At 41.2% G+C, this 22,598-nt stretch carries 22 protein-coding genes and 1 pseudogene; 8 read left to right on the plus strand and 15 right to left on the minus strand.

From position 1 onward, the window contains the following. Window positions 1–160 precede the first annotated feature (160 nt). From P4361_RS18245 to P4361_RS18260, 4 genes are all read left to right on the plus strand, one after another. Window positions 161–2,149 (plus strand): FAD-dependent oxidoreductase, encoded by a 1,989-nt coding sequence (locus P4361_RS18245; protein WP_328090388.1) that lies wholly within the window; start codon window positions 161–163, stop codon window positions 2,147–2,149. Window positions 2,150–2,498: 349 nt separating this feature from the next. Next, window positions 2,499–3,686 (plus strand): CoA transferase, encoded by a 1,188-nt coding sequence (locus P4361_RS18250; RefSeq protein ID WP_328090389.1) that lies wholly within the window; start codon window positions 2,499–2,501, stop codon window positions 3,684–3,686. Between the two features lie 16 nt (window positions 3,687–3,702). Continuing rightward, window positions 3,703–4,908, plus strand: a complete 1,206-nt coding sequence (locus P4361_RS18255) for an acyl-CoA dehydrogenase family protein (RefSeq protein ID WP_328090524.1) — start codon at window positions 3,703–3,705, stop codon at window positions 4,906–4,908. 92 nt (window positions 4,909–5,000) lie between these two features. Further along, the gene (locus P4361_RS18260) at window positions 5,001–5,318 is read left to right on the plus strand and encodes a DUF3870 domain-containing protein (protein ID WP_328090390.1); all 318 of its coding nucleotides are present in this window, start codon (window positions 5,001–5,003) and stop codon (window positions 5,316–5,318) included. A gap of 140 nt (window positions 5,319–5,458) precedes the next feature. Here P4361_RS18260 and P4361_RS18265 read toward each other — a convergent pair whose 3' ends face one another. The 13 genes from P4361_RS18265 to P4361_RS18325 form a co-directional block, all read right to left on the minus strand. Next, window positions 5,459–6,301: a conjugal transfer protein TrbL family protein gene (locus P4361_RS18265; protein ID WP_328090391.1), complete on the minus strand. Its 843-nt coding sequence runs from the start codon at window positions 6,299–6,301 to the stop codon at window positions 5,459–5,461. Window positions 6,302–6,314: 13 nt separating this feature from the next. Beyond that, entirely contained in the window at window positions 6,315–6,809 is a 495-nt protein-coding gene (locus P4361_RS18270; protein WP_328090392.1) for a hypothetical protein, read from the minus strand. Between the two features lie 5 nt (window positions 6,810–6,814). Beyond that, window positions 6,815–8,395, minus strand: a complete 1,581-nt coding sequence (locus tag P4361_RS18275; RefSeq protein ID WP_328090393.1) for a VirD4-like conjugal transfer protein, CD1115 family — start codon at window positions 8,393–8,395, stop codon at window positions 6,815–6,817. Between the two features lie 7 nt (window positions 8,396–8,402). Further along, window positions 8,403–8,834, minus strand: a complete 432-nt coding sequence (locus tag P4361_RS18280) for a hypothetical protein (RefSeq protein ID WP_328090394.1) — start codon at window positions 8,832–8,834, stop codon at window positions 8,403–8,405. Window positions 8,835–8,849: 15 nt separating this feature from the next. After that, window positions 8,850–9,446, minus strand: coding sequence for a hypothetical protein (locus tag P4361_RS18285; RefSeq protein ID WP_328090395.1), 597 nt, complete (start codon window positions 9,444–9,446; stop codon window positions 8,850–8,852). Between the two features lie 22 nt (window positions 9,447–9,468). Beyond that, window positions 9,469–10,524: a lysozyme family protein gene (locus P4361_RS18290; RefSeq protein ID WP_328090396.1), complete on the minus strand. Its 1,056-nt coding sequence runs from the start codon at window positions 10,522–10,524 to the stop codon at window positions 9,469–9,471. Between the two features lie 6 nt (window positions 10,525–10,530). Further along, window positions 10,531–11,874: a type VII secretion protein EssB/YukC gene (locus P4361_RS18295; RefSeq protein WP_328090397.1), complete on the minus strand. Its 1,344-nt coding sequence runs from the start codon at window positions 11,872–11,874 to the stop codon at window positions 10,531–10,533. A gap of 16 nt (window positions 11,875–11,890) precedes the next feature. Next, the gene (locus P4361_RS18300; RefSeq protein ID WP_328090398.1) at window positions 11,891–13,852 is read right to left on the minus strand and encodes a VirB4 family type IV secretion system protein; all 1,962 of its coding nucleotides are present in this window, start codon (window positions 13,850–13,852) and stop codon (window positions 11,891–11,893) included. 14 nt (window positions 13,853–13,866) lie between these two features. Then, window positions 13,867–14,520 (minus strand): TrsD/TraD family conjugative transfer protein, encoded by a 654-nt coding sequence (gene trsD / locus P4361_RS18305; RefSeq protein WP_328090399.1) that lies wholly within the window; start codon window positions 14,518–14,520, stop codon window positions 13,867–13,869. Further along, window positions 14,513–14,914: a hypothetical protein gene (locus P4361_RS18310; protein ID WP_256227375.1), complete on the minus strand. Its 402-nt coding sequence runs from the start codon at window positions 14,912–14,914 to the stop codon at window positions 14,513–14,515. Before P4361_RS18310 ends, trsD begins: the two co-directional genes overlap by 8 nt. A gap of 13 nt (window positions 14,915–14,927) precedes the next feature. Then, on the minus strand, window positions 14,928–15,248 hold the full coding sequence (locus P4361_RS18315) for a CagC family type IV secretion system protein (RefSeq protein ID WP_256227376.1): 321 nt from the start codon (window positions 15,246–15,248) through the stop codon (window positions 14,928–14,930). Between the two features lie 4 nt (window positions 15,249–15,252). Further along, entirely contained in the window at window positions 15,253–16,383 is a 1,131-nt protein-coding gene (locus tag P4361_RS18320) for a hypothetical protein (protein WP_328090400.1), read from the minus strand. A 130-nt stretch (window positions 16,384–16,513) separates the two neighbouring features. Then, a complete protein-coding gene (locus P4361_RS18325) occupies window positions 16,514–16,906 on the minus strand; it encodes a transposase (RefSeq protein WP_328090401.1) in 393 nt (130 codons plus the stop codon). 911 nt (window positions 16,907–17,817) lie between these two features. Here P4361_RS18325 and P4361_RS18330 point away from each other — a divergent pair. The 3 genes from P4361_RS18330 to P4361_RS18340 are packed head-to-tail and all read left to right on the plus strand — an operon-like array spanning window position 17,818 to window position 20,854. Then, window positions 17,818–18,894 (plus strand): ABC transporter ATP-binding protein, encoded by a 1,077-nt coding sequence (locus P4361_RS18330; RefSeq protein WP_328090402.1) that lies wholly within the window; start codon window positions 17,818–17,820, stop codon window positions 18,892–18,894. 11 nt (window positions 18,895–18,905) lie between these two features. Next, window positions 18,906–19,844 (plus strand): carbohydrate kinase family protein, encoded by a 939-nt coding sequence (locus P4361_RS18335; protein ID WP_328090403.1) that lies wholly within the window; start codon window positions 18,906–18,908, stop codon window positions 19,842–19,844. A gap of 8 nt (window positions 19,845–19,852) precedes the next feature. Further along, window positions 19,853–20,854 (plus strand): ADP-ribosylglycohydrolase family protein, encoded by a 1,002-nt coding sequence (locus P4361_RS18340; RefSeq protein WP_328090405.1) that lies wholly within the window; start codon window positions 19,853–19,855, stop codon window positions 20,852–20,854. A 61-nt stretch (window positions 20,855–20,915) separates the two neighbouring features. On the opposite strand, the gene P4361_RS23300 is transcribed toward P4361_RS18340, so the two are convergent. Together P4361_RS23300 and P4361_RS18345 are read right to left on the minus strand one after the other, a co-directional pair. Beyond that, window positions 20,916–21,035 carry an IS3 family transposase gene (locus P4361_RS23300; protein WP_425590285.1) on the minus strand — a complete coding sequence of 40 codons (120 nt, stop codon included), beginning with the start codon at window positions 21,033–21,035 and terminating at the stop codon, window positions 20,916–20,918. 772 nt (window positions 21,036–21,807) lie between these two features. Then, window positions 21,808–22,019 (minus strand): annotated as a pseudogene (locus P4361_RS18345) (IS21 family transposase); the annotation flags it as partial. Between the two features lie 382 nt (window positions 22,020–22,401). Here P4361_RS18345 and P4361_RS18350 point away from each other — a divergent pair. After that, on the plus strand, window positions 22,402–22,560 hold the full coding sequence (locus P4361_RS18350) for a hypothetical protein (RefSeq protein WP_425590286.1): 159 nt from the start codon (window positions 22,402–22,404) through the stop codon (window positions 22,558–22,560). Window positions 22,561–22,598: the final 38 nt, after the last annotated feature.

Below are 22,598 nucleotides of genomic sequence, written 5' to 3' on the forward strand. Positions count from 1 at the left end.
TGGTAGAAAATTGAATATCAAAAAAGATTGAGGGAGTGGGATCACAGCCTACTTCCTTTTTTATTCATTAGTTACTTTGTTTTTGTTTGCTGCATCAAAGTCAAATATTTGTTAGGGATTTAATTTCTATCCGTGGTTACACACGAAGGAGGAATTTGTGATGACAAATTTCAAGAACCTATTTAGTCGTGTTGAAATTGGCAATTTAGAACTTAAAAACAGAATTATGACTACAGCTCACCAAACGAATCATGTGAAAAATGGCATCCCGACTTCGGAAATGGGAGCCTACCATGAAGCACGCGCTAAAGGCGGAGCCGGTCTTATCATTCTTGAGGCAGCTGCTGTGCACACGTCAGGCATGCTGACCACTAAAACAATTGCGGGTTACGATCCACACGTAGTTCCTGCATATTCCAAAATTGCTGAACGAGTACAACCATACGGATCAAAAGTTTTCGCCCAGTTGTTTCACGGGGGAAGAGAAGTGATATCGAGCGATTACCGTAATGCTGCATGGGCTCCTTCAGCTGAACCTAGTTTGCGTTTTGGGGCTATGCCCAAGCCCATGAGCCTTGAGGAAATCGAGGAAGTCATTAAAGGGTTTGCAATATCAGCTAAATTAGCTAAAGAAGCTGGGCTTGATGGGGTGGAGATTTGCTGTTCCCACGGCTACCTGCCATCACAATTTTGGTCTAGTCATACCAATCATCGAACGGACCATTATGGCGGACCTTTTGAGAATCGTATGCGCTTTATTCTTGAAGTAGTGGAACGTGTGTGGCTGGCAGTTGGTGAAGATTACACGGTGGGAATCCGGATGAGCTCCGACGAGATGACCATGGACGGAACGACAATAGCAGATGCTGTAAAGATTGTGGAATATTTGGTGGATCGGGTTCGACTTGACTTCATCAATGTTACAGCCGGTGACTCAAGCACGTATTCAGGTTCCACTCATATTGCACCACCATCCCCTGTAAAGCATGCCTATCTGTCCTCCCATGGGTTTAAAATTCGAATGGCAGGTGCAGTTCCTGTCTTCATTGGATCGCGTATTATTGACCCTGTGGAAGCGGAGAAAATTGTGGCAACCGGAAAAGCCGATGTCATAGGGATGACTCGGGCGTTGATTGTTGATCCCGATATGCCGAATAAGGCCTTGAGGGGGGACGTTCAAGCCATTGACGCATGTATAGGTTGTCTTCAAGCATGTATCGGCCATTATCATAAAGGGCTTACTATTGGATGCGTACAAAATCCGATCGCTGGTAAAGAGGAGGAGTTGCTTCCGCTTATCGAGCGTTCAAGGTCAAAACAGCGTGTCATCGTTATAGGAGCAGGACCGGCAGGGCTGCAAGCTGCTCTCACGGCCGATGCGCAGGGACATGATGTTACTCTGATGGATCAAAGCAAAGAGATTGGCGGACTATTGCGAATAATGCGTCGAGCTCCCATGCGACAGGAATTGGCGGAAACTATGCTGGATAATTATTTACGAAAGTTATCAGCAAGTAATGTAGATATCCGGTTGGGACAAAGAGTTACCTCTGAGAATCTATCGGAGCTTAAACCTGAAGCGATTATCTGTGCTGTAGGTTCTAGACCTTACCTTCCGCACGTTGAAGGTATCAATGATTCACGTGTCATATTGGTTGACAATCTTTTTAGCGGGAAACCTGAAGCGATTGGGCCTCGAGTGTTGGTATTTGATTTTGGTGGAGACTGGCCGGCAATTGAAGCGGCTATATTCCTAGCAGAAAAAGGTCATGAAGTAACACTGATCACCTCTAAGCTTCATATCGGGCAAGAGGTTCATCAGTATCTCCGAAATGAATATTTGAAGAAACTGTATCAACTAAACGTACATCTCCGGCCACATTTTGATTTTGGGGGAATTCGTAACGACCATGTAATCATCCGAAATCTATTTTCGCATGATGCTGAAGAGATAGAAGACTGGGATAATGTTGTCTTATCATTAGGTCGTGTCCCCAATATAGAACTATATGAGCAAGTTAAAGGCATAGCCCCGTTTGTAGAACTGATAGGGGATTGCCTGGCACCCCGTACGATGGAAGAAGCCACCTATGAGGGGATGATATCAGCTTTAAATGTAGGTATCAGGCAAACTAAAATGCAAGTATAAGGATCCATATGTTATTGAAATTAAATACAAAAAAACGTATCAGTACGTTATTAGCCTTTTATTTAATTTTCTATATAATAAGTTGAGTTTTTCAAATTTTTAATTAAACAGATTGAAATATTCTGAAAATTCAGCTATGATGTTAATAGCATTCCGATGACAGCAATAAGCCCTGCTGCATAGCCGGTTTGTTTTATACTGAAAATCATAGAATTGACTTTGTTTACTTGATCTTCTTTTGCAGGAAGACAAGCCTTGGATAAGAGTCAGTAAAACTTTCAATGTATAGACATTGTTTGTTTTTGCTGACTCTTTTTATGTACCGAAAAGACAAGAAAGAGGTGATTTAATGGGAATGGCTCTGGAAGGCATTAAAATCATTGATTTATCCCGTGTATTAGCAGGTCCTTTTTGTACGATGATTCTTGGTGATTTGGGAGCCGAAATCATCAAAATTGAACACCATGAATCAGGTGATGAAACCAGGTCATGGGGTCCCCCGTTTACTAGCGGGGAGAGTGCGTACTATTTATGTGCAAACAGAAATAAACAAAGCATCACACTTAATTTAAAATCGGAAAAAGGAAAAGAAATTTTTACTAAGCTAGTATCTTCTGGAGATGTGGTGGTACAAAATTTCAAAACAGGAACGTTAGACAAGATGAATCTGGGTTACGAGCAACTAAAAGCCAGTAATCCTAAATTAATCATGGCCTCTATTACAGGTTTTGGTTTAAACGGCCCTTATAAGGATTTACCTGGGTATGATTACATTATTCAGGCAATGAGCGGACTAATGAGCATCACTGGTGAAACGGAAGGCAGCCCAGTCAAAGTAGGAGTTGCAATTGCAGATGTGTTAACGGGTTTATATACCTGCATAGGGATCTTAACAGCTTTGTACCATCGAGAAAGAACTGGTGAGGGACAAGAAATTGATATTTCTTTAATGGATTGCCAGGTCTCTTCTTTAATTAATGTAGCAAGTAATTATTTATGCAGCGGAGTTGATCCTGTGAGAATGGGAAATCAACATCCAAATATTGTGCCGTATCAAGTGTTTCCTGCAAAGGACGGTGAACTTGTAGTTGCGGTTGGTAACGACAATCAGTTTCGTAGATTCACTAAAATATTGGAACGGCCGGATTTAGCGAATATGAAGGAATTTTCAACTAATGAAGCACGTATTCACAATAAAAAACAATTGATCACCATATGCGAAGAGCTGTTGATGATGAAGACAAGAAAAGAATGGAAAGAACAGTTTGATAGAGAAGGGATTCCTAGCGGTCCTATTAACACTATTAAAGAAATGTTTGAGAACCCCCAGGTAAAGGAGCGGGATATGGTGATAGAAATGGATCATCCTACAATTGAGAATCTAAGGTTAACTGGTTCTCCTTTAAAACTATCAAAAACACCGGTTACTATGAGAAAATATCCCCCATTATATGGGGAGCATACTGACTCTGTTCTGCTACAGATGGGATACAGTAAAGAAGATATAGCGGATTTTAAACTAAATAAAATCATTTAGGAGGAATCTTGATATGATGAACTTTGAACTGACGGAGGAACAAAGAAGTGTTCAGAAAGTAGTGAGGAAATTTGTTGATAAGGAAATCATCCCCTATATTCGGGAGTGGGATAAAAATGGTGAGTTCCAGCCATCTATATTAAAGAGATTAGCGGATTTACAGCTTATGGGTGTCTGTATACCTGAGGAATACGGCGGAGTTGGAATGGATTATAATACATTAGCCATTGTTTGTGATGAGTTGGAGCGCGGAGATACAGCATATAGGACGGCTGTTTCTGTACACACCGGGTTGAATAGTATGACTTTATTGCAATGGGGAACAGAAGAACAAAAACAAAAATATCTTGTTCCTCAAGCCCAAGGAAGAAAAATTGGCGCATTTGGGCTCACAGAACCGAATGCAGGGTCCGATGTAGCAGCAATGAATTCTACTGCTGTTCGAAATGGAGATCATTATATATTAAACGGTGCTAAAACTTGGATCTCTCTTTGTGACATCGCAGACCATTTTCTTATTTTCGCCAAAACAGATTCCAGTATGGGGCACCAAGGAATCACTCCATTTATTGTGGAACGGACATTTGAAGGAGTAGAAACAAAAGCAATTAAAGGAAAATTAGGCATTCGAGCCGGAAATACCGGAGAAGTCATTTTAAATGATGTTAAAGTTCCTATTTCCAACAGGCTTGGGGAAGAAGGAGAAGGATTTAAAATTGCAATGTCTGCTTTGGACAACGGACGTTTTACGGTAGCAGCTGGTGCTTGTGGACTCATTAACGCAAGTTTGGAGGCCAGTCTAAAATATTGCCATGAAAGGAAAACATTTGGAAAGGAAATCGGCAAGCATCAACTGGTACAGCAAATGATTGCAAAAATGAGCTCGAATCTTGAAATTTCCAGGCTCCTTGTTTATAAAGCTGGTTGGTTGAAAAACGGAGGGGAACGTAATACAAGAGAAACCTCTCTAGCCAAATGGTTTGCTTGTGATGCTGCTTTCGACGCTGCAAATGATGCCGTGCAAATCCATGGTGCATATGGTTACTCTGATGAATACCCTGTTGAGCGTTACTTGAGAAATTCCAAAGCTCCCGTCATTTATGAAGGGACAAGAGAAATTCATACAATCATGCAGGGTGAATATGCCCTTGGCTATAGAAATGATAAGCCGCTTCGTCAAAAGCTGCCTGCTTGGCCTTTCGGGGAAGTTTCAGTTCATTAATCGTATGAAAGGTAATGTAAAATCACCTGCACAACGCTTAAACTGCTATAATTTATTGTATACATCCAGTGAAAAAAGAAGGGACCGGTTCTATGAATACATATTTTATAGCAGGGCATGCGAAACTTCCTCAAGGCATGGCGGCAAGGAGTTTATATGATTCAGTAACGATCACATTGGAACTCGACTTTAAATACGGGGTCATCATCGATGCATCTTGTACACTTGCAACCGAGCACGGGAGGGAATATATTCGTCAATTGCTCCGTGGCTATAGTCTTGATGAAGGTGTTGATCAGTTAATAGAAAGGATACAAAAGTATTATCGTGGAAAAGCAAGCCAAGCCATTCAAGCTGCTATAAAGGATGTTTATAACCAGTTTGAGCTCGTTTCAACCTCTAAAATTTAACAGGTAGCTATACTTAATATTCGTCACTTTCATTCGATCGTGCAGATAAAGGATACCAAAAACTTGACCATCTTTTTGTGAATTCTTATAAAAGTAATAAAGAAAAGGCGACATGTGAGTCTGTGAGTCGCCTTTCTATCTTATCCTTTCATCAAAAATCTTCGTGCGGCAAGCTTTGTGGTGCCACTCATGGCCCCCATCATACCTCTGCCTGAGCCACTTGAATACCACATGTTTCGCAACACCGACGGACTCTTTATTAAAAGGATACAGCAGCCCATTAGCAATAAGAAGTTAAAGAACGTAATGTTCTCATTAATTAAGATGCTAAGAGCAGCAATGAACAAAAAAATCTTTGCCAGTATCGTAACAATCTGGCTTAGTAATTCTCGCCACCAAACCCCTAGATATTCATTGTCATCGGCAATCACTGATACACAGGCTAGGGGGCTAAGTAAGTATAGAAACATGATATCGGCATGAAATATTGCTACGGAGAACAGGAAACCGATAAATGCTACTGCAAACACTGCTAACAGTATAAGAAGGGCAGCTCCCTGAAAGTGCAGCGCTGCGAAGTTTCCGGGATCCAACATAGATTCTATTTTATCCTTGCTGATATTTTTCCCTGCAGAGATCATCCAGTTTCCGGTATTGTAGGCTACTTCTTCGAGAAGAATTTTTTGAACAAAGGGCATGGCGGGTATCAATAGCGCACTTTTTAGTGTATTTACAATGACTGGTCCGTAGGAAATGGCATCTCCAGCGGCATTCCTGGACATGACCTCAAGGATTTTATATAACACAATGGTCACGGCTATCGTTGAGGTGAGGGCAAGTATGAAGTTATTGACCTTACTAAAAAATTCGATTTCTGCATTCTGCTTTAACAATAGATCATTACAAAGTAATAGCGCCCATTCAATAAAATCTTCCAACATGCCCTGTATGGCTTCGACGATTTTTTCCTTAAAGTTAAACACACAGAATCACTCCCTATTCGGAATCTTTCACCTGTACGATCTTCCATGTGTCTTCTTGCTTCTCCGTTGTGATTGCTTTGTGATCAAAGCCGCTGCGTTCAATGTCAAATGTAAATGTCTCGTCATCCCTGTTTAGTTTAACCTCTTTGACCTTAGTATCTTGGCTAAAAAGTAAGTTTGCTTTTGTACCACCACTGGGCGTATCTTCAGCTTTATTTATTGTGAGTAAATACAGTAACCGATTTTGATCGTCTTTACTTAAATCTCCTGATAAATTTTTATTATTTTTGTTTTGAATTTTTTTCCATGCAATGGGATTAGCAGCATCTCTATTAGTTGCTGTAGCCAACTTCTCTTTATCTTTAAACGAGGTTAAAACACTGTTAACCGCTTCTGTTGCTTTCTTCTTTTCTACTTTAGGATCAAACTTTTGTCCATTTGGCCCTCCGTTACAAGCTACAAGCATCATCACGATGATGAATGATAAAATGATTTGTACGTTTTTCATTTTTTTTAGCTCCCTTCTTGGTCTGATGTATCAGATGAGGACATTCCTGCAAAGAAGCTCATAGCCAATTCTTCTTGTCTTTGCGCTTCAATTTCAGCTTTCTTTGCTTTGGACACTTGTAATCTTGCTTCCTCTTTGGCTCGTTCTGTTTCTCTCTCCTCACTTCTTCTATATTCCTCATGTTGCTTTTTTTGCCCTTCAAACCATTGGACCACTTCTTTCGTAGGATTGTTCTGGTAAGCAAACTGACTGACTCGAAAAGTGTTGGTGACGTTCGGGAAAAGCTCAAACTGTTTTGTTTTCTGGGCTTTAATCGGATATTTTCCAGTGATCAGGACTATGGACTCGTTGGGATGCATCGTCAAGATCTCATCAACGTTCATTAAGTTACGGGCCGAATAAGAATAACTTTCAGAAGAGGAGGAGCTAGGTGATTTACCCCTCGATTTGGAAGAGGAGCCCGTTTCCATCTTGGCCGTAGTTTTACCCATTAGCTCAGAGAAGTACTTTGCGGTGGTTTCATTGACGTTTCCGAGACATATCTTTATCCCGCAATTTCCTAAGATAGACTCCGCTTGTTCTCGCCCGTACTTTTCCTGAAGCTGGGTAATGTTTTGGACGATGGTACAGACCGCTATGCCATACCCCCGGCAAGTGGCCAGGAATCGTTCATAGTCCGGGAATTTACCCAGGTTTGCGAATTCATCGAGAATAAAGACGACCGGCTGAGGCAGGGAGGTGTTATGTTTTGCTCCCACCTTATAGAGCTCCTGAAACATCTGATTAAAGAAGAGGTTAATGAGTCCTTCCCAGGTGGTATCCATCACGGGAATAATGACATACAGGGCAATTTTTCGTTTCCCTACATCTCCTAAAAAGAAGTCGGAGAAACTGGAGAATTCCGAGACCGAGCTCGAGGTAAAATCTCCGATGGTGGTAAGCAAAGAAATAATGATGTTTGCTCGGGTTTTCTCTTGTGACTTTTTGAATCCCAGTTCATAGGCTCTTCGAGCGGGATGCGCTTTTTCCAGTTTTAAAAACTGGTCGTCTAAAGCACTTGTACTGTCTTCACTTTCTTCGGGATCAAATTCTTGCAAGAAGTCCAGCACCCCACGCATGTTTCTTTGGTGAGGCGGCAACTCATGAACAGCATATAGTATTAACGCTTTTAACAAGCTGAACTGCGCGTTATACCAAAAGTCCTTTCGTTTCGGGTCGTTTTTGGAGGAAATGATGGTGTTCGCCACCGTGGAAGCTTGAATTTCCTCTCGTACATAATCAAACGAATTGTAGCGGTCGGAATAACTCATTTCCATAAAGTTAACGACATGTACCTCATAGCCCTGGTTCCGCTTTACAGCGGCTGTCATTTCATAGACTTCACCTTTTGGATCGGTGACGACAATGGAGCACTCTTTTTCGTGTAAGACATTTGTTACCACATAACTTTGGGTTTTGGATGACCCAGGTCCCCCGGAGACAAAATGATTTCGATTCGGAAGGGTGGAGGAGGTGGGTTGTATGAGAATGGACTGATTCACCATGCCTAAGATCAATCCGTTATGGTTTTGATAAGCCGTCTTCATTGCTGCTTCACTCCTTTCTGTGATCGATCATACTCGCTTCTAAGTCTTTCATGAGTTGTTGGGGGGCCACACCTAAGGTTTCACCGTGCGTGAATATTTCAGAAGGAAGGGCAAACCGGCTGGAGCCATGCACGCCGTATTTATCGGCTAACTCATATTGGGTTTTCCTTCGGTTGCTTATAAAGGCTATATAGAAAGATAGGATAATGGCACTGGGGCTGCCGAGCAGAAACAAAGGGTTTTTTTCTTGGATCATTTGTGTAGATTGAAGGATGGGGTGTTGGATATTTTGCAAAATAAAATTTAGAAAAGCCTCTGTAGACAATTGGCTTTTTTGTTCTGCGATAAAAGGCAGCAACCCGGCGATGTTAATGGCGATGAGCTGTAAAATCAGCAGTGAAACAATCCATACCATCAGTCGGTTTCTGAACTTCTTCATGAAAGGTTCACCCCTTTAGTTTTCTTCAATCGGTTCGAAAGCTCCCATTAATTCCAGTTTATCGATAACCCAAACATTCTTCTCTTGAACTACCGTGACTTCATACATTTGATTTTTACGAGGAAACTTGCTTCCGTTCACTGAATACGCGGTCTCCATGTTGACCAATGCTTTGACTTTCTCCGTATCTAAAGCGGTAAGGTATACTTCAAGCGAACTGACTGTATTTGAAAAATCAATCTGCGGGCTTTCCATTTCCCCTGATGCCTGTAACTTTGAGATCACAGAATCTGCTAATCGATTCTTTACCTGGTCAAAACGCGAGGTATATGTTTTGTTATCATAGGTAAAGAGAGTGGTGAACGTATCTTTTACAAAACGTTTGATATCTTCACTATGTTCCATCTCATACTTCGCCGAGTTCTCTTTATAATCGTTTAAGGATTTTTCGTTTTGTTTCGCTTTACTTTTCAACTGTGCTACCGAGGCTTCCGATTGCTTGTGTATTTCACTCGCTTCACTGACAATGGTTCTTTGGCCTGCGTACATAAAGCCAAGCAATACATTTGCCAGGAGGGAGATGCCAAGTATCGTAACCAAGAATTTTGTCATGGAAGTTCTCCTTTCTGGGATACTAATGAGCCATCCGGCCAAACCCGGCTAAGTGTTGGTTCCAGTAGGACGCTTCTGCATTATGAAGACCGATGCCCGATCCGTTGGAGTCAAACATCTTCCCGTTGCCGAGGTAGATGCCGACATGAGTAATGTATTGATCGGTATCATAGGTCCCTGTAAAGAAAATCAAATCACCCGGTTTTGCTTCCGTCGGAGGGATTTTTTTAGACGCGTTATACTGCAACTGTGCCGTTCTTGGCAATTTAATCCCGGCCTTGTTAAATGCCCATTGTGTGAGGCCTGAACAATCAAACCCGGTGGAAGGGTGAGCGCCTGCCCAGACATACGGCCAGCCGGTGTATTTCTGAGCTTCTTTTAAAACGGCAGAGTAGACTTGTTTTCCGAGCGGTGAGAGATCCGCTCCGCCAGGCCCGCCTCCTGCTGCGATCAGATTCCTCATGACTTTTTGAACATAGGTATAATCTCCATAACAGTACGGTGCACGCCAATCCGTACACCTCCAGCCGTGTTTTTTGGTTTGATCGATGGAGAAGACTTTGGCCAGTTCAACCGAATGCTTATTCCCCTTTGCGGCGACAAAACCTATATAACCAGATCCATAATTATAGGACTGTACAATGGCTGCAAAGTCCACGCCCGCCTTTTGTCCGGTTTCTAATACCGATTTAAAATGCTTTACGCCCAAATCGACCGATTGAACAGGATCCTGAATGGCGTTAGGAGGGAGTCCAATGGACTCGGAGCTTTGCATAATATCCAGCGTTGGAGAGCTTCCGATCTCCTGGTACATTAAGGCTAAGAGAAAGTCGGTGTACTCCGGAATGCCATACTTTGAGGTATATTCACTGACCAAGGGTCTCCATTTTTCAATTTGAGGCGGAACGTTAGCTTTCCCAAAAGGGGAAGAGATAGTATCTTCGGATTGCCGAGAGATGTTTACGCTAAATAACAGCCCGGCCATAAGAATCAATGCAAAGACACTGCCGATGAGAATAGGCTTCCAGTTACGAACAATAAATATCGTAGACTTGACGGTGACCGTTACGGCTGCCATTCATTCTCACCCCAGTTCTTTGGTTACTTGCTGAAGCTGTGCTTTTAGTTCTTGAAGTTCAAGGTTTTTTGGTTTCAGTTGTTTCTTTTTGAGGTTCTCTTTGACCTTTTTCTGGTCTTTAATGTCTTGTATTTGTTTTTCAAGAACCGTGATTTTGTTCTTTAATTCCGTTTGTTGGACGATGTTTCCTAATTGTTTGTTTCTTAGCCGTTGATTTACGTTTTTTGCATCGGACAGGTCTCCATGTGCCACAAAGGCTTTTCCTATTCGTAGCAATTGATCCTTATCCTTAGTAAAGGATTGTTCAGAGAGAAGAACACCATAGTCATAACTCACAATCTTTTTTTCTAGCTGCAAATAGGAACTGTCAGCCTTTAGCTTTAAGATCTCCTGTTCTTTATGACGCTGGTAGAGTCGTTTAATTGTGGCCTTTAATAGCTTGGGATTGGTATCAATCGCTTGTTGATAGTCTCCGTGATCAAAGTACAATTGAGCCAACTGTTTCTTGGACCCATGGTGTTGCTTTAAATGGGTAATCGCTCCTTCATAGTTGTCCTCACTTAGCAGTCTATAAAACTTGGATTCTTGTTTTTCTTTATTAAGGTCCTTAGCGTACGCGGTTTCCACTTTATGCACGGTGTTTTGCTGCAAGAGAAAACTTCCTCCAAACGCTGATAAACATACGGCTGCGCATAAAGCTGTCCATAACCTTTTTTGCTGTCTCAGGCGGGATTTTTCCTGTTCAACTTGAAAGAAATGTTCGGTTTCTTCTTTTGTTAGTCGGTTAAACAAGAGCGTTTTTAGTTCTGCAAGAGAAGCCGCATTAGCAACCTCAAAAAAGAATGCCTCTTTTTCTTTTTTCAATACCTTTTCTTTATCTCGTTTATATTTTTCATAGGTAAAACGAGAAAACAGGGAAAGAATCAAAATTTTATATTGTTCAAGGGCTGACGTTTGATCATAAGGCAGCCAACGGTTACTTCTGTAGAGAAACTTAATGGTTTTTAAATCTTTAAAGAAGATGTTCCTTGGATGCAGGAGGACCTTCTCTGAGAATGTTCCTAGCGGATCGGTTTCAAGCAAGGTGTAAAGAAGAGAAAGTCGCATTACCGTCGAGTAGTTTTTGACGACGGTAAGAGGCTGATATTCATCCTCTATTTCATAGTTCAGCAAAAAGCGGTCATTCTCTTTATTGATGTCAGAGAGCTGAAAAAAGTAGGGAGAGGGTGCTTTTAGATCTTCTAAATCTTCCGTTCGTTCTCCCACCACCTTGTCTTCTCCAATCTCCAGCCGGTAATGTTTTTCTTTTGAGATGAATAGGGTTCCGTGTTCAAATAATTGAATCTTCATTGATTCGTCCCTCCTCTCATAACACAAAATGACGAACTTCTTCTTTTTCGATTGGTGTCATTTCATTTCGGGCTTCATAATTCGGAATCTCGTCGGGGTCCTTTCCGTATTTCTCCCAATACCGCTCCCGATTCCATAACCGAAGTTCCTCCTGTGTGAGTTCCACCTTGATAAAGGCACGCTGGGAACCATAGACGAGTAACGCTTCTCCCTGCCGTTTGGCACGCAAAAGGGAGATTTCCTCATCAGAGAAGGAGAGGTTGATTTTATGAATGACATCGTCCACCCCTTTATTGTCCAGTCCAAACAGCACTTTTGTATGGCTATTTTCCACCATAGCCGCTCCCAGGTTATCGACGGTATCTAACACATCGATGATCTGCTGGGTACCGGCAATCGCTCCTGCATTGTATTTTCTGAACCGTTTGTAGGCCTGATAAAAGAATCTCATGGAGTCTGGGTTTTTGGATAAGAAATGAAATTCATCAATGAACACATAGATGAGCTCCTCACGGTTCTTGGTCACCTCATCCCATAGAAATCCAAAGATATTAAAGTAACATGCCGCCTGGACATCGACTTCATTTTGCAGCGCTTTTAAATCAAAAGAAAACAAGGAGTTGGTGATGTTGACATTGGTATGTCCGTTGAAAAGAGAGTTGGAGCCATAAACATAGCTCTCCAAGATGAAATAAAAGTCTTGAATTTTTTCGTAGCGTTCAAGGTCTGTCGTCTTGAGTGCTCCTAAGTCCTCATAAAAGTCTTCGAGTATGGGAAAGGATGTTGAGGTTAAGGTCTTAAGATCAAGCTCTTCATGGATAGAGAATCGATCATAAAGCTGCGTCAGCATTTTATCCAAAATGCTGGATTCGACTTGAGAGAGATTAGGCTTTAATACTTTAAAGAAGGCTTTGAGGCGCTGCACTTTTTGCTTCACCAAATCTTTAACAAAATCCGTATTGCCATGAAATTCTTCCGTATCGGTAATTTCAGTTGTGAAAATTTCCAACGGGTTAATTTTTGTGCCGCTGTTTGAACTGAGATGCACCACTTCTCCTCCAAGGAGCTTCACAATTCGTGAATACTCGTTTTCAGGATCAATGATGTACATCTTAATCCCCATGGCAAAACATCTCAGTATTTTTTGGACCATAAAAGTGGACTTCCCAACCCCTGAGGTACCGATGACCACCATGTTTTGGTTTAAGGTGCGCTGTGTATCAAGGTAGTCGATCGCGACTAAGGAATTGGTGGTTTTGTTTATGCCTTCTACCTGTGCCATTGGCGAAAGGTAACAGATTTCTGAGTCATCAAAGGGAAAGAAGGAAGACGCTGTTTCACTGTTGCACATTTGGTAGGTGTACTCTTTAAGTTGGTTATCCCCTAACGGCAAAGCGGACCAAAAGGCCATCGGTGTACAGTAATGGGGATTTAAGGCTTTCATTCTTAGTTTGGTCAATATACGCTGCACGTTGTCTTCTAAGGATTTTAGATCATCCAAAGAGAGGGCTTGAAGAAATATGTACGTATAGAGATACATAAAGTTGGACCGGTTAGATAGTACCTGGTTCAACTGGTATCTGGCACTGTTTATTTCAGATTGCAACTTAATCCGAGTAGCGGGGTCCCGTGTTTTTAAGAGTTCAGCTTCTTTATTTTTTATAGAGTCATTGTAGTAATCAATCATTCCTTCGGCATTGGCCGGTTCCAAATACTGAACGAAGGAGATATTACCTTTTAAGCGCTTAAGATCAGAGAGCCAGTTTCCTTTCTGTTCCTTCGGATAGGAGACGACCGCCAATACTTTAATAAAGTTGCCACCACTTTCAATAAAGTTTTTGTTCTCTTTCCAGACAAAAGGGTATATCGCATTGAGTTCTTCCTTTTCTAACACGGAGTGCAACAGATCATGCGGGCTACTTGGCGGTTCTTCTTGTGTTTTAGACGGGAACCATTTGGTGAGAAACAATCGCGACATCTCCTTTCCCTCTTTTATCCGTAGAGTTTGGACATTTCAAAGTCAAAGTAACGGTACAACACGGATAACATGTCTTTTTCAGACAGTCTGCTGATCGTGAGATCATAAGATTCAAAAGTAGAGCGCAAGGAATTAGTGATTTCCTCTACCTTTTTCGTGAGGATACTTTCCGCGCCTTCTAAATCCTGGAGGGTGCGTTTTTTGATTCTTTCACGTACGACAACGAAATGCTGCTTGGTCGACATTTCGTCTTTTATCCGAATTCCCTGGTAATGATCGATGTAGGAGGCGATCAGCGTTCTCCTGTAGTCGTTTTTCTGCTTTTCTTTGTTTTCCACCTCATTTAGGTATCTTTTTTTCCATCCTAACGTATAGGAACGCAGATCCACTGGGACCGTCATAGAGATGGTTTGCATTTGATCATGAACCTGGCTCATTAAGAAGGATCCATAATCTTCAAAGATCCGATTCTGTTCGTATTCTGCCAGTAGGTCCAGATTGATGCCACTTACTTTCAAAATCGATGTTAAGTAACCATTCTTTAAAAGTACAAAGTCTTTATACAGACCTTCAATGATGCTGACATCCTGAATGGTCCGCTGCCCCTTTTTAATGAGGGTATCGACTTCATAATCAAATTCTGTTTTGTTTTTGGCGTTTTTAGGCATCGTAATCATTCCTCTGGTTAGGCCTGATAAAATACAGTTTTTGACGGCTGGTGTAGTTCAAAACACGTTTTAAATAATTGCTGTAGGTGATATTCGGCCGGGATCCAATCGGTCGTAGAACTGCAAAGGTGAACGCGCCTAACATGATCAAGGAAGCCACAAGCATTTTGGCCATCATAAATCCAATGGAGTAGGGGGGAATTAACATGATGGCCACTGCCACTCCAATCGCGGGAAGGACAAATCGAAAAAAGTTGGCCAGCGAAAGGCCTTTGACAATGTTATACGATTTATCGACGTTATCCGGAAAAACAAAGGTTTTTCCTCGCCGGCTGTCTTCTTCTCCTAGAAGATCTTTTAAAACCTCACGAATTTCTTCTTTTGATGTGGACATGTTTCATCACCTCTTATACAAACAATTGATAAATCCAGGGAACAATCCACACGAGAGCGGCTGCTAAGGCGACTCCGCCTAATACCGTTCCGACCCCGCGAAACATGTCATTTTTGGTGTGAGGATCATCCACTCCCGGCAGCTTTTTAATGATGATAAAAATGGACACGCAAACCCCGACAATAACGACGATTCCCGTTAAAAACGCTTGTATTTGCTTCAATCCTTCTTTGACTTTCGCACCCACATCAGCTGCTAGTACTTGATCCTGTACCATGATAAATAGTAGGGCAGTGAAAAGTAATATGGGTCCGAGTTTTTTTATGGTTCTCATCCTTTCATCCTCCTTCATGTTTTTCGATTATGTCATCAAAGGAAATTTCTTGATTCAAACTCTTGACTTGTTCAAGTTTTTTTTCTTTTTGCAGTTCTTTTATGAGATCGCCTAGTCGAAGATTAGCTTCTTTTTCGGTGAAGTAAGGCGAGAGCTTTTTAATAGAACCATCACTTTTTACATGACCAATAAAAGACCCTTTAGGGTGTGAGATCACTTCAAAGTCAGGTGCTTTGGTTTGGAGAGATTGATTTATTTCGATTCCATAAAACGAGAGAAATCCTTGGGCAACGGCTTGGCTATTCATCACTAGCTCATTAAACGCTAGAGTTGCCCTGTTTTTTGCTAGCTTCATCCACTTATCTTCAAGGTCTGGAAGTTTAATGTGATGGTCGGTTCCGTCTTCCTTAAGCGTGAGTTCAACATGATCTTGCTTTTGTTCAAGTTGGTTGATCGTAACGGTTTTTCCCATTAAGGATACGGGAAGAGACTTGTCTTCCAACGTCTGACGGAGGGCCTTCTTTTTTAGTTTAGGATTCTGTGCCAAATCATCTTTAAGAATAGAGATCCTTAGTTTTTCAAGGCTCTTATGGGTGCGGAAGGGTTTCATGGATTGTCCCGTAAATAAAAGGAGACGAAAATGCTTATTTTCTTTTAAGGAAAAAACCTGTTCATTTTGTTGTATCCAGAATGTTTCTCCTCTGAACTTCTCAAATTGAGTTGTTCCAAATAGGTGGAGTAGAAGATCTTCTTTGGACTTAAACGATGTTGTCACCTTGTGCGATTTTTTCCCCTCTTGGGTTACCACACCCCAAACGTTATCTTCATGTTGGTAGACATCAAATGAGCTATTGTTTTGTTCATAAGGAAATCGGTCTATGAGCTCACAAGTAAGTTGAAACCATTCAGGCTGTTGTTTTAGTGCCAGATTGTAATAAAGAGTGTATTCTAATTCCGCTTTGTAAGCTTTAGATAAGGAAGGCTGGTCCTGCCGCATCTGTTCTAGGCTTTGTTGAATTAGCTTATTCCTGTCCCCGTCTTTTTGTTTGTTGGATTGTTCAATCAATTGGAGGATATAGTCTAAGATCGTTACCATGGAGTCGTTAACGGTTTGTTCAATTACTTCATTTCTCATCGCCTCATTACCTTTCAAGTTGATTTGGCTGATTGTATGTTAAGAAAGAAGTGTTATGTATGGAACGTTTTGGTTAGTGATAGGATTAGGTTTTGATGGAGGAGCACTTGGATGTATGAAGCATCTGGTGCTATTTCTTTGTGTGGTAGAGTTCAAGCATTTCTCTAAGCTGAGCTTTTTCAGTGGCAATAAAGTATTTTTGATCCCATAAATTTATGCCGTGCTGCACTTTCGATTCCGGAAACTCCTTGTACATAAATCTTGCGGAACCTCCTTTAAGTGCCTTCATGATATTAGGAATGTAATGGGTTGTTTTACATAGAATCACCAGGTTAATTCGAGCACCTTGGATGGTTAAATCTTTAATCACAAACGCGTGACGCTCGGACACATGATGTATATAGTCGGTAAGAAACGCTATTTCATTCTCTTGTAGATGAATATCGTTATGTGTAGAAAAACTAATATGATATTGCAAAAAAGAAGTGTGATATTTGCTTGAAAATCCTTGCGATAGTAGCATTATTTACTCCTTTTCTATAGTAATAGATGTCTAAATATCATATTTCACCTATACAGGTTTATTTTACCAGAATATTAAAACAATTCCTAGTGGTCCAATAAAAAGGGGAAAAAGGTCTTGGGAATAGGAAGAAAGACCAATTAAGAGAGAGGGTAAAACATTATTTAGAAATAAAAAAAGGGAATAGAGGGAAAGAAGCTAAAATGCAGGGGAGGTTTTGAAGAGCAGCAGCATCCTCCCATTTTTCTCACCACCTTTCATACTACCTATACGTATAACATCAAGTATCGTTTACAAGAAGAGGGAGTAAACATAGCTGTTTTGCAAGAATCCGAAAGCTATACCGTGCCAAATGCTGCCTCCACTTACACAGTGAACCCTAGTCTAACGTGGAATCGTACCATTACGAACTCGGTTACTTATTCAGTGGAAATCGTTTTTAGTGTAATCGCTCCGGCTGGGACTACCGTAACCGTTCAAACTCGATCTTTAAATGCCATTGTTTTTTGATTTGGTTTTTGACAGTTTTTCGTTTGCGACTTTAAGTTCAAAGTCTGGATGATAAGATATAGAGTTTATCATTGGGATTCTTCTCTAACTGTGCAACCTGAAAGGTATTAAATAATATATTACTCATATTTGATCCCCCGAATATCTAATCGTGTTGATTATAAACAAGTTTAAGGAATAGGAACATAAAAAAACCCGACTAGGGGTTTTTTTAGCTGTCCATTATTCAGGTTAAGTTCAAATAAAGAACGGTTTTTTTATTAACTCTTATTTAACATGGTTTGCTGTTGTTCCTCTCCAAGCGCCTTTCTTTCTCGTATAAAGTTCATGGCTGCCAAAAACAGACCTGACACAATCAGTAATAAAACGAGACCTGTTAACTTTTCAAGTAGGAGGTCAGCATGGCATTTTTAACGATTCGAAGTTTAACGAAGTCTTATCAGACAAACCGGGTTTTAGACCATATCGATATCGAGATTGAAAAGGGCACTTTCCTTTCACTTCTGGGACCATCCGGTTGTGGAAAAACGACGACCATGCGGTTGATTGCTGGTTTTGAAAAGCAGGATGAGGGTACGATCTCTATTGACGGACAAGTCATTGATTTGCTACCTGCCTATAAACGAAATATTGGAATGGTTTTTCAAAGCTATGCTTTGTTACCCCATATGACAGTTGCTCAGAATGTGTCCTACGGTTTGGAACAGCAAAAAATAACAAAAGGGGATATCCGGAAGGAAGTGGCAAAGGCTCTTGAAATGGTACAATTAACCGGATATGAGAATAGAAAACCTAGACAGCTTTCTGGGGGACAACAACAGCGCGTTGCCCTTGCGAGAGCACTGGTCATCAAACCCTCCCTATTATTGCTCGATGAAAGCTTAAGCGCCCTGGATAAAAATCTCCGGACAGAGATGCAGGTTGAATTAAGAATGATTCAAAAAGAGATTGGAATTACAACAATCTTTGTCACGCATGACCAGGAAGAAGCCATGACGCTCTCGGACCGGATCGCCGTTATGAGAGGCGGCAAAATTGTTCAGATGGACTCTCCGCATTTCATCTATGAGCATCCGGCAAATACCTTTGTGGCTGGATTTATTGGCGAATCCAATTTCTTTAGAGGAAGAATCGCGGAACAGCTAGCAGACAAAGCGGTTTTTCAATTGGACAATGGTGAAAGATTTGTTTTCCCGGTCCAGCCATCCAGTCCTTCGGTCAAAACGGACAAACCTAGTATTTTAACCATCAGGCCGGAACGTATTTGCCTCACTAAGGAAGAATCATCTTCCATGAATATTAAAGGAACGATTAAATTTATTACATATGTCGGAAGTATGTCGACTTATCTGATTGAAGCGCAAGGGCAGGAAATCAAAGTTCAGCAGCAAAACGATGCAGGAAACAACTCATTCGCCAATGGGGATGAAGTCTATCTCAGTTGGAGTGCCCGGAACCAGAAGATTTTATCGGAGTAAGGAGAAATCCAATGACACAGAAGTCACAAATTCTCATATTTGGCGGAATCATTGTAGATCAATATGTAATTGTAGATCATAGTCCGGACAGAGGAGGAGATGTCCTGATTTCCGATTCTTTTTTCCGGGTTGGCGGCTGCGCCATAAATGTCGGAACAACGTTAAAAAACTTGGGAATCCAGCCTCATATCGTCTCAAATGTAGGTGATGACACATGGGGCAGGAAAATTAAAGATTATTTGGATCTACATCATTTCTCTCGTGAAGCAATCAGATTTGCAGATGATAAAAAATCCGGGTACTGTATTTCTATTGTTGAATATGACGGGGAGAGAACCTTTCTTACCTATAAAGGCTGTGAAAGTCAATTTAGCAGAGTTATGATCAGTCGGGAGCTTTGCGAGAGTGTGTCCTATGTATATGTGACTGGTTATTATTTGCTAGTGCCAGAATATGCGCATAATGTTGTCCATCAACTGACGGACTTGAAACAAGCAGGCGCTCAACTTGTGTTTGATCCGGGTCCTCTTGCAGCCTTAATAGAAGATGAAGTCCTACATTCTGTTTTAAAGCTTACCGATCTGTTGATTCCAAATTTAACGGAACTGGACATACTGGAGCGCAAACTGAAATGGGACAACATGGAAATATCTCGTTTTATAGAAACAGGTATTCGAAATGTTGTGTTAAAGAAAGGTAGTAAGGGAGCAGAAGTGTGGACGGAAGATACTTATTTCAAGGCTTCTCCTTTTGCGGTGAACAGCGTGGATACTACAGGAGCCGGAGATAGCTTCGCCGGTGGACTTTTATATGGTTTGTCAAAGGGGTATGACATGAAAACTTCCGTTAAGATAGCAAGCGCATGTGGAGCAATCACAACGACCATAATGGGACCGCATGGCGAATTCACAGTAGGCGATGTAACGGGCATGATAGAGAAAGAAGGGTGAGAGAAATAATGTTAGATAAAGCTTATGGAAGTCTGATTGCCACAGCTATCGGAGATGCGATGGGAATGCCGGCTTCATTTATGTCGCCTACTCAGATTAAAAGGGTATATGGGAAAATTACCGATTTTTTACCTCCTGATGAGGCGCAAACTGCTCATAACGCTGTGGAAGCAGGAGGCATCACCGATGATACTCAAGAAAGTTTGATCATCTCATCCGTGCTTATTGAAGCAGGACGTTTCGATACGGAATTATTCGTAGAAAAAATGAGACATTGGGCAAACGAATATAAAATGTTGGATTCAACAGTTATTGGGCCAAGCACAAGAAAGTTTCTGAAGGTCATTCTTTCAGGCGGAGATTACTTGGAAGCAGGCAAACAGGGGGATACTAACGGAGCTGCTATGAGGGTCGCACCGATCGGTATTTTCAATCATGGTAATATGGAAAAGGCGATAGAAGATGCCGTCTCCTCTGCACTACCTTCTCACGGGAGCAGGGCTGGTGTTGCAACTGCCTGTGCGATCGCTGCTGCGATTGCAAAATCGGTCGAGGGGAAATGTTCGACCCGGGAAGTCATGGAGGCTGCGATCTACGGAGCACAAGTGGGAGAACAGCGTGGTTTTGATCAGCCCGCACCGTCTGTAGCGGCACGAATCCGCTTAGCAATGGAGTTGGTGGATAGACACCGTAATAAACCTATTACCGAAATTTGCGAAAATTTATACGACTATATTGGTGCGGGAATGAAGTGTTATGAATCCGTTCCGCTGTCGTTAGGTGTATTTCATGCAGCATCTGGTGATGTGACAAAGGGAATACTATCTGTGATTAATATTGGTGATGATGCCGATACAAACGGTGCTATAGTAGGAGCACTATGTGGCGCTTACAGCGGGGCATCTACAATAAATCCGGACTGGATTGCAAAAATAGAAAGCACCAATGCGATTAATTTCAAACAAATTGCCAAAGATTTATTGGGTAGTGCAGCTGATGTTAAAGAATAATTCCTAATTATAAAAAGTACCATATCTGTGGAATGGAACATAAAAAAGTTTTGCATTGAACTTACCTAGCAATATGAGACACATATAAAACACCCTTTAGGCTGCCATAACTCTTTGGGGTGAGGTAGCCTAATTTTTCTTGAATTCTTTCCTCGTTATAGCGATAAATATAGCTATCTATTCTTGATCCTACCTATAAATTTGACTATCAGTCATTTTTCCGTTTGTTTGGTGTGAATTCGCAGGAAAAAGAGATGAGTATACCCAAGAGTTTAAACAGCATGTTTTTTTAGGCATACCAAAAATGAAAAAAGATAGTTTTGTTTTTAATCGCCGGCCTCTTCAGTGGGGCATTCGTTCGTGCTGATCTTAGTAAACATCTCGTTGGAATAATCAATGGTACATTTGGATCGTTTACCATGGGGACAGCTTTTTCTCTCTCTTTATTAATTGTACTGACTGCCGTAGTAGGCATACATCCCATTGTTGTGGTGACCATATTTGTAACAAGTATAAAACCGGAAATGATTGGGTTTAGTCCTGAATTATTTGCAGTGTTGTTATTAGCGAGTTGGGGAGTCTCCAACACGATTTCACCATCGACGGCCGTAAATAATCTACTAGCTAATCTATTGAAAGTTGATGTATTTGTGTTATCTATCCATTGGAACTTCAAGTATGTCAGCATTATGCTTTTTGTTATCCCAGTCTATTTAATTATAATTAGCGGTTAGTCAACTTAACCAGCATTGTCTTTAACAAACAGGCAATGTCTCACTGGTAAGGAAGGCGAATTAATAATTAAAGAACAAAAATATAGGAATGTTTTATAGCTGTTTTTAGTTTAGTCAAAACATGCATATGACATCTAAGTAAAAGTGGGTAGAGGGAGGAATGATTAGAAGTGAGTAGTCAAACAGTTTTGAACAATGAAAACAGTACTACCCTACCCTTTGCACAGGCTTGTGTTTCAATGTGTTTATGTGATGCGCAATGTCTCGAAATCGTTTGCACTATAAAGCCTCTCCGCCATACATTTGATTATCACCGTGTCGATCAACTGCGGATATTTTTGAATTACTTGATGAATGATGGCAAACTGATCACGCCGATACCTTGGGTATCTTCTAGTGATTTCATCTAAATAAGCAACTGCGAGTCCCCTTAGCCAACGTGTTGGAAATGAATTTAGTTCTCTTAAGTGTAAAAAGGTAATGATTGTTTCTGATTCTGGCGTTGTCCATTTCAAACGCAATATTGCTTTGTAAATTGCATGACGGTCTTTTCCTGGACTTGATTTACGGAATAGTTCTTCATTTTCAGCAGTTCCTGAACTTGATGAAGGGCTGTCGTCGTCAATGTCTAAATCTACTTCTATTTCATAAGTGCGTTTTAATAATTGGTAGTTTACTGCTTTTTCTAGCGTTAACTCCATACTACTTTTATTAATATTAGCAGTTTTACACGCAGTTTTAAATTGTCGTGTCCAAACCGTATCCTCCCATAAAGGGGACGCGATTGATACCACAGGTGCCGGCGACGCCTTCATCGGCTGCTTCTCCCATTACTACGTTAAAACCGGAGATGTACTTGTGGCGATGAAAAAGGCCACTGCCTTTGCCGCACTCAGTGTGACCAAGCGGGGAACACAGACTTCGTATCCGGATTTGGATGAAGTGGAAGAGTTTTTGAAAGAGAGAGTTTAAAGAAAAGGGGGTGAGCAGCTGTGCTGTTCCCCCCTTTT

It is taken from the genome of Fictibacillus sp. B-59209, assembly GCF_036216745.1.
GTDB lineage: Bacteria > Bacillota > Bacilli > Bacillales > Fictibacillaceae > Fictibacillus_C > Fictibacillus_C marinisediminis.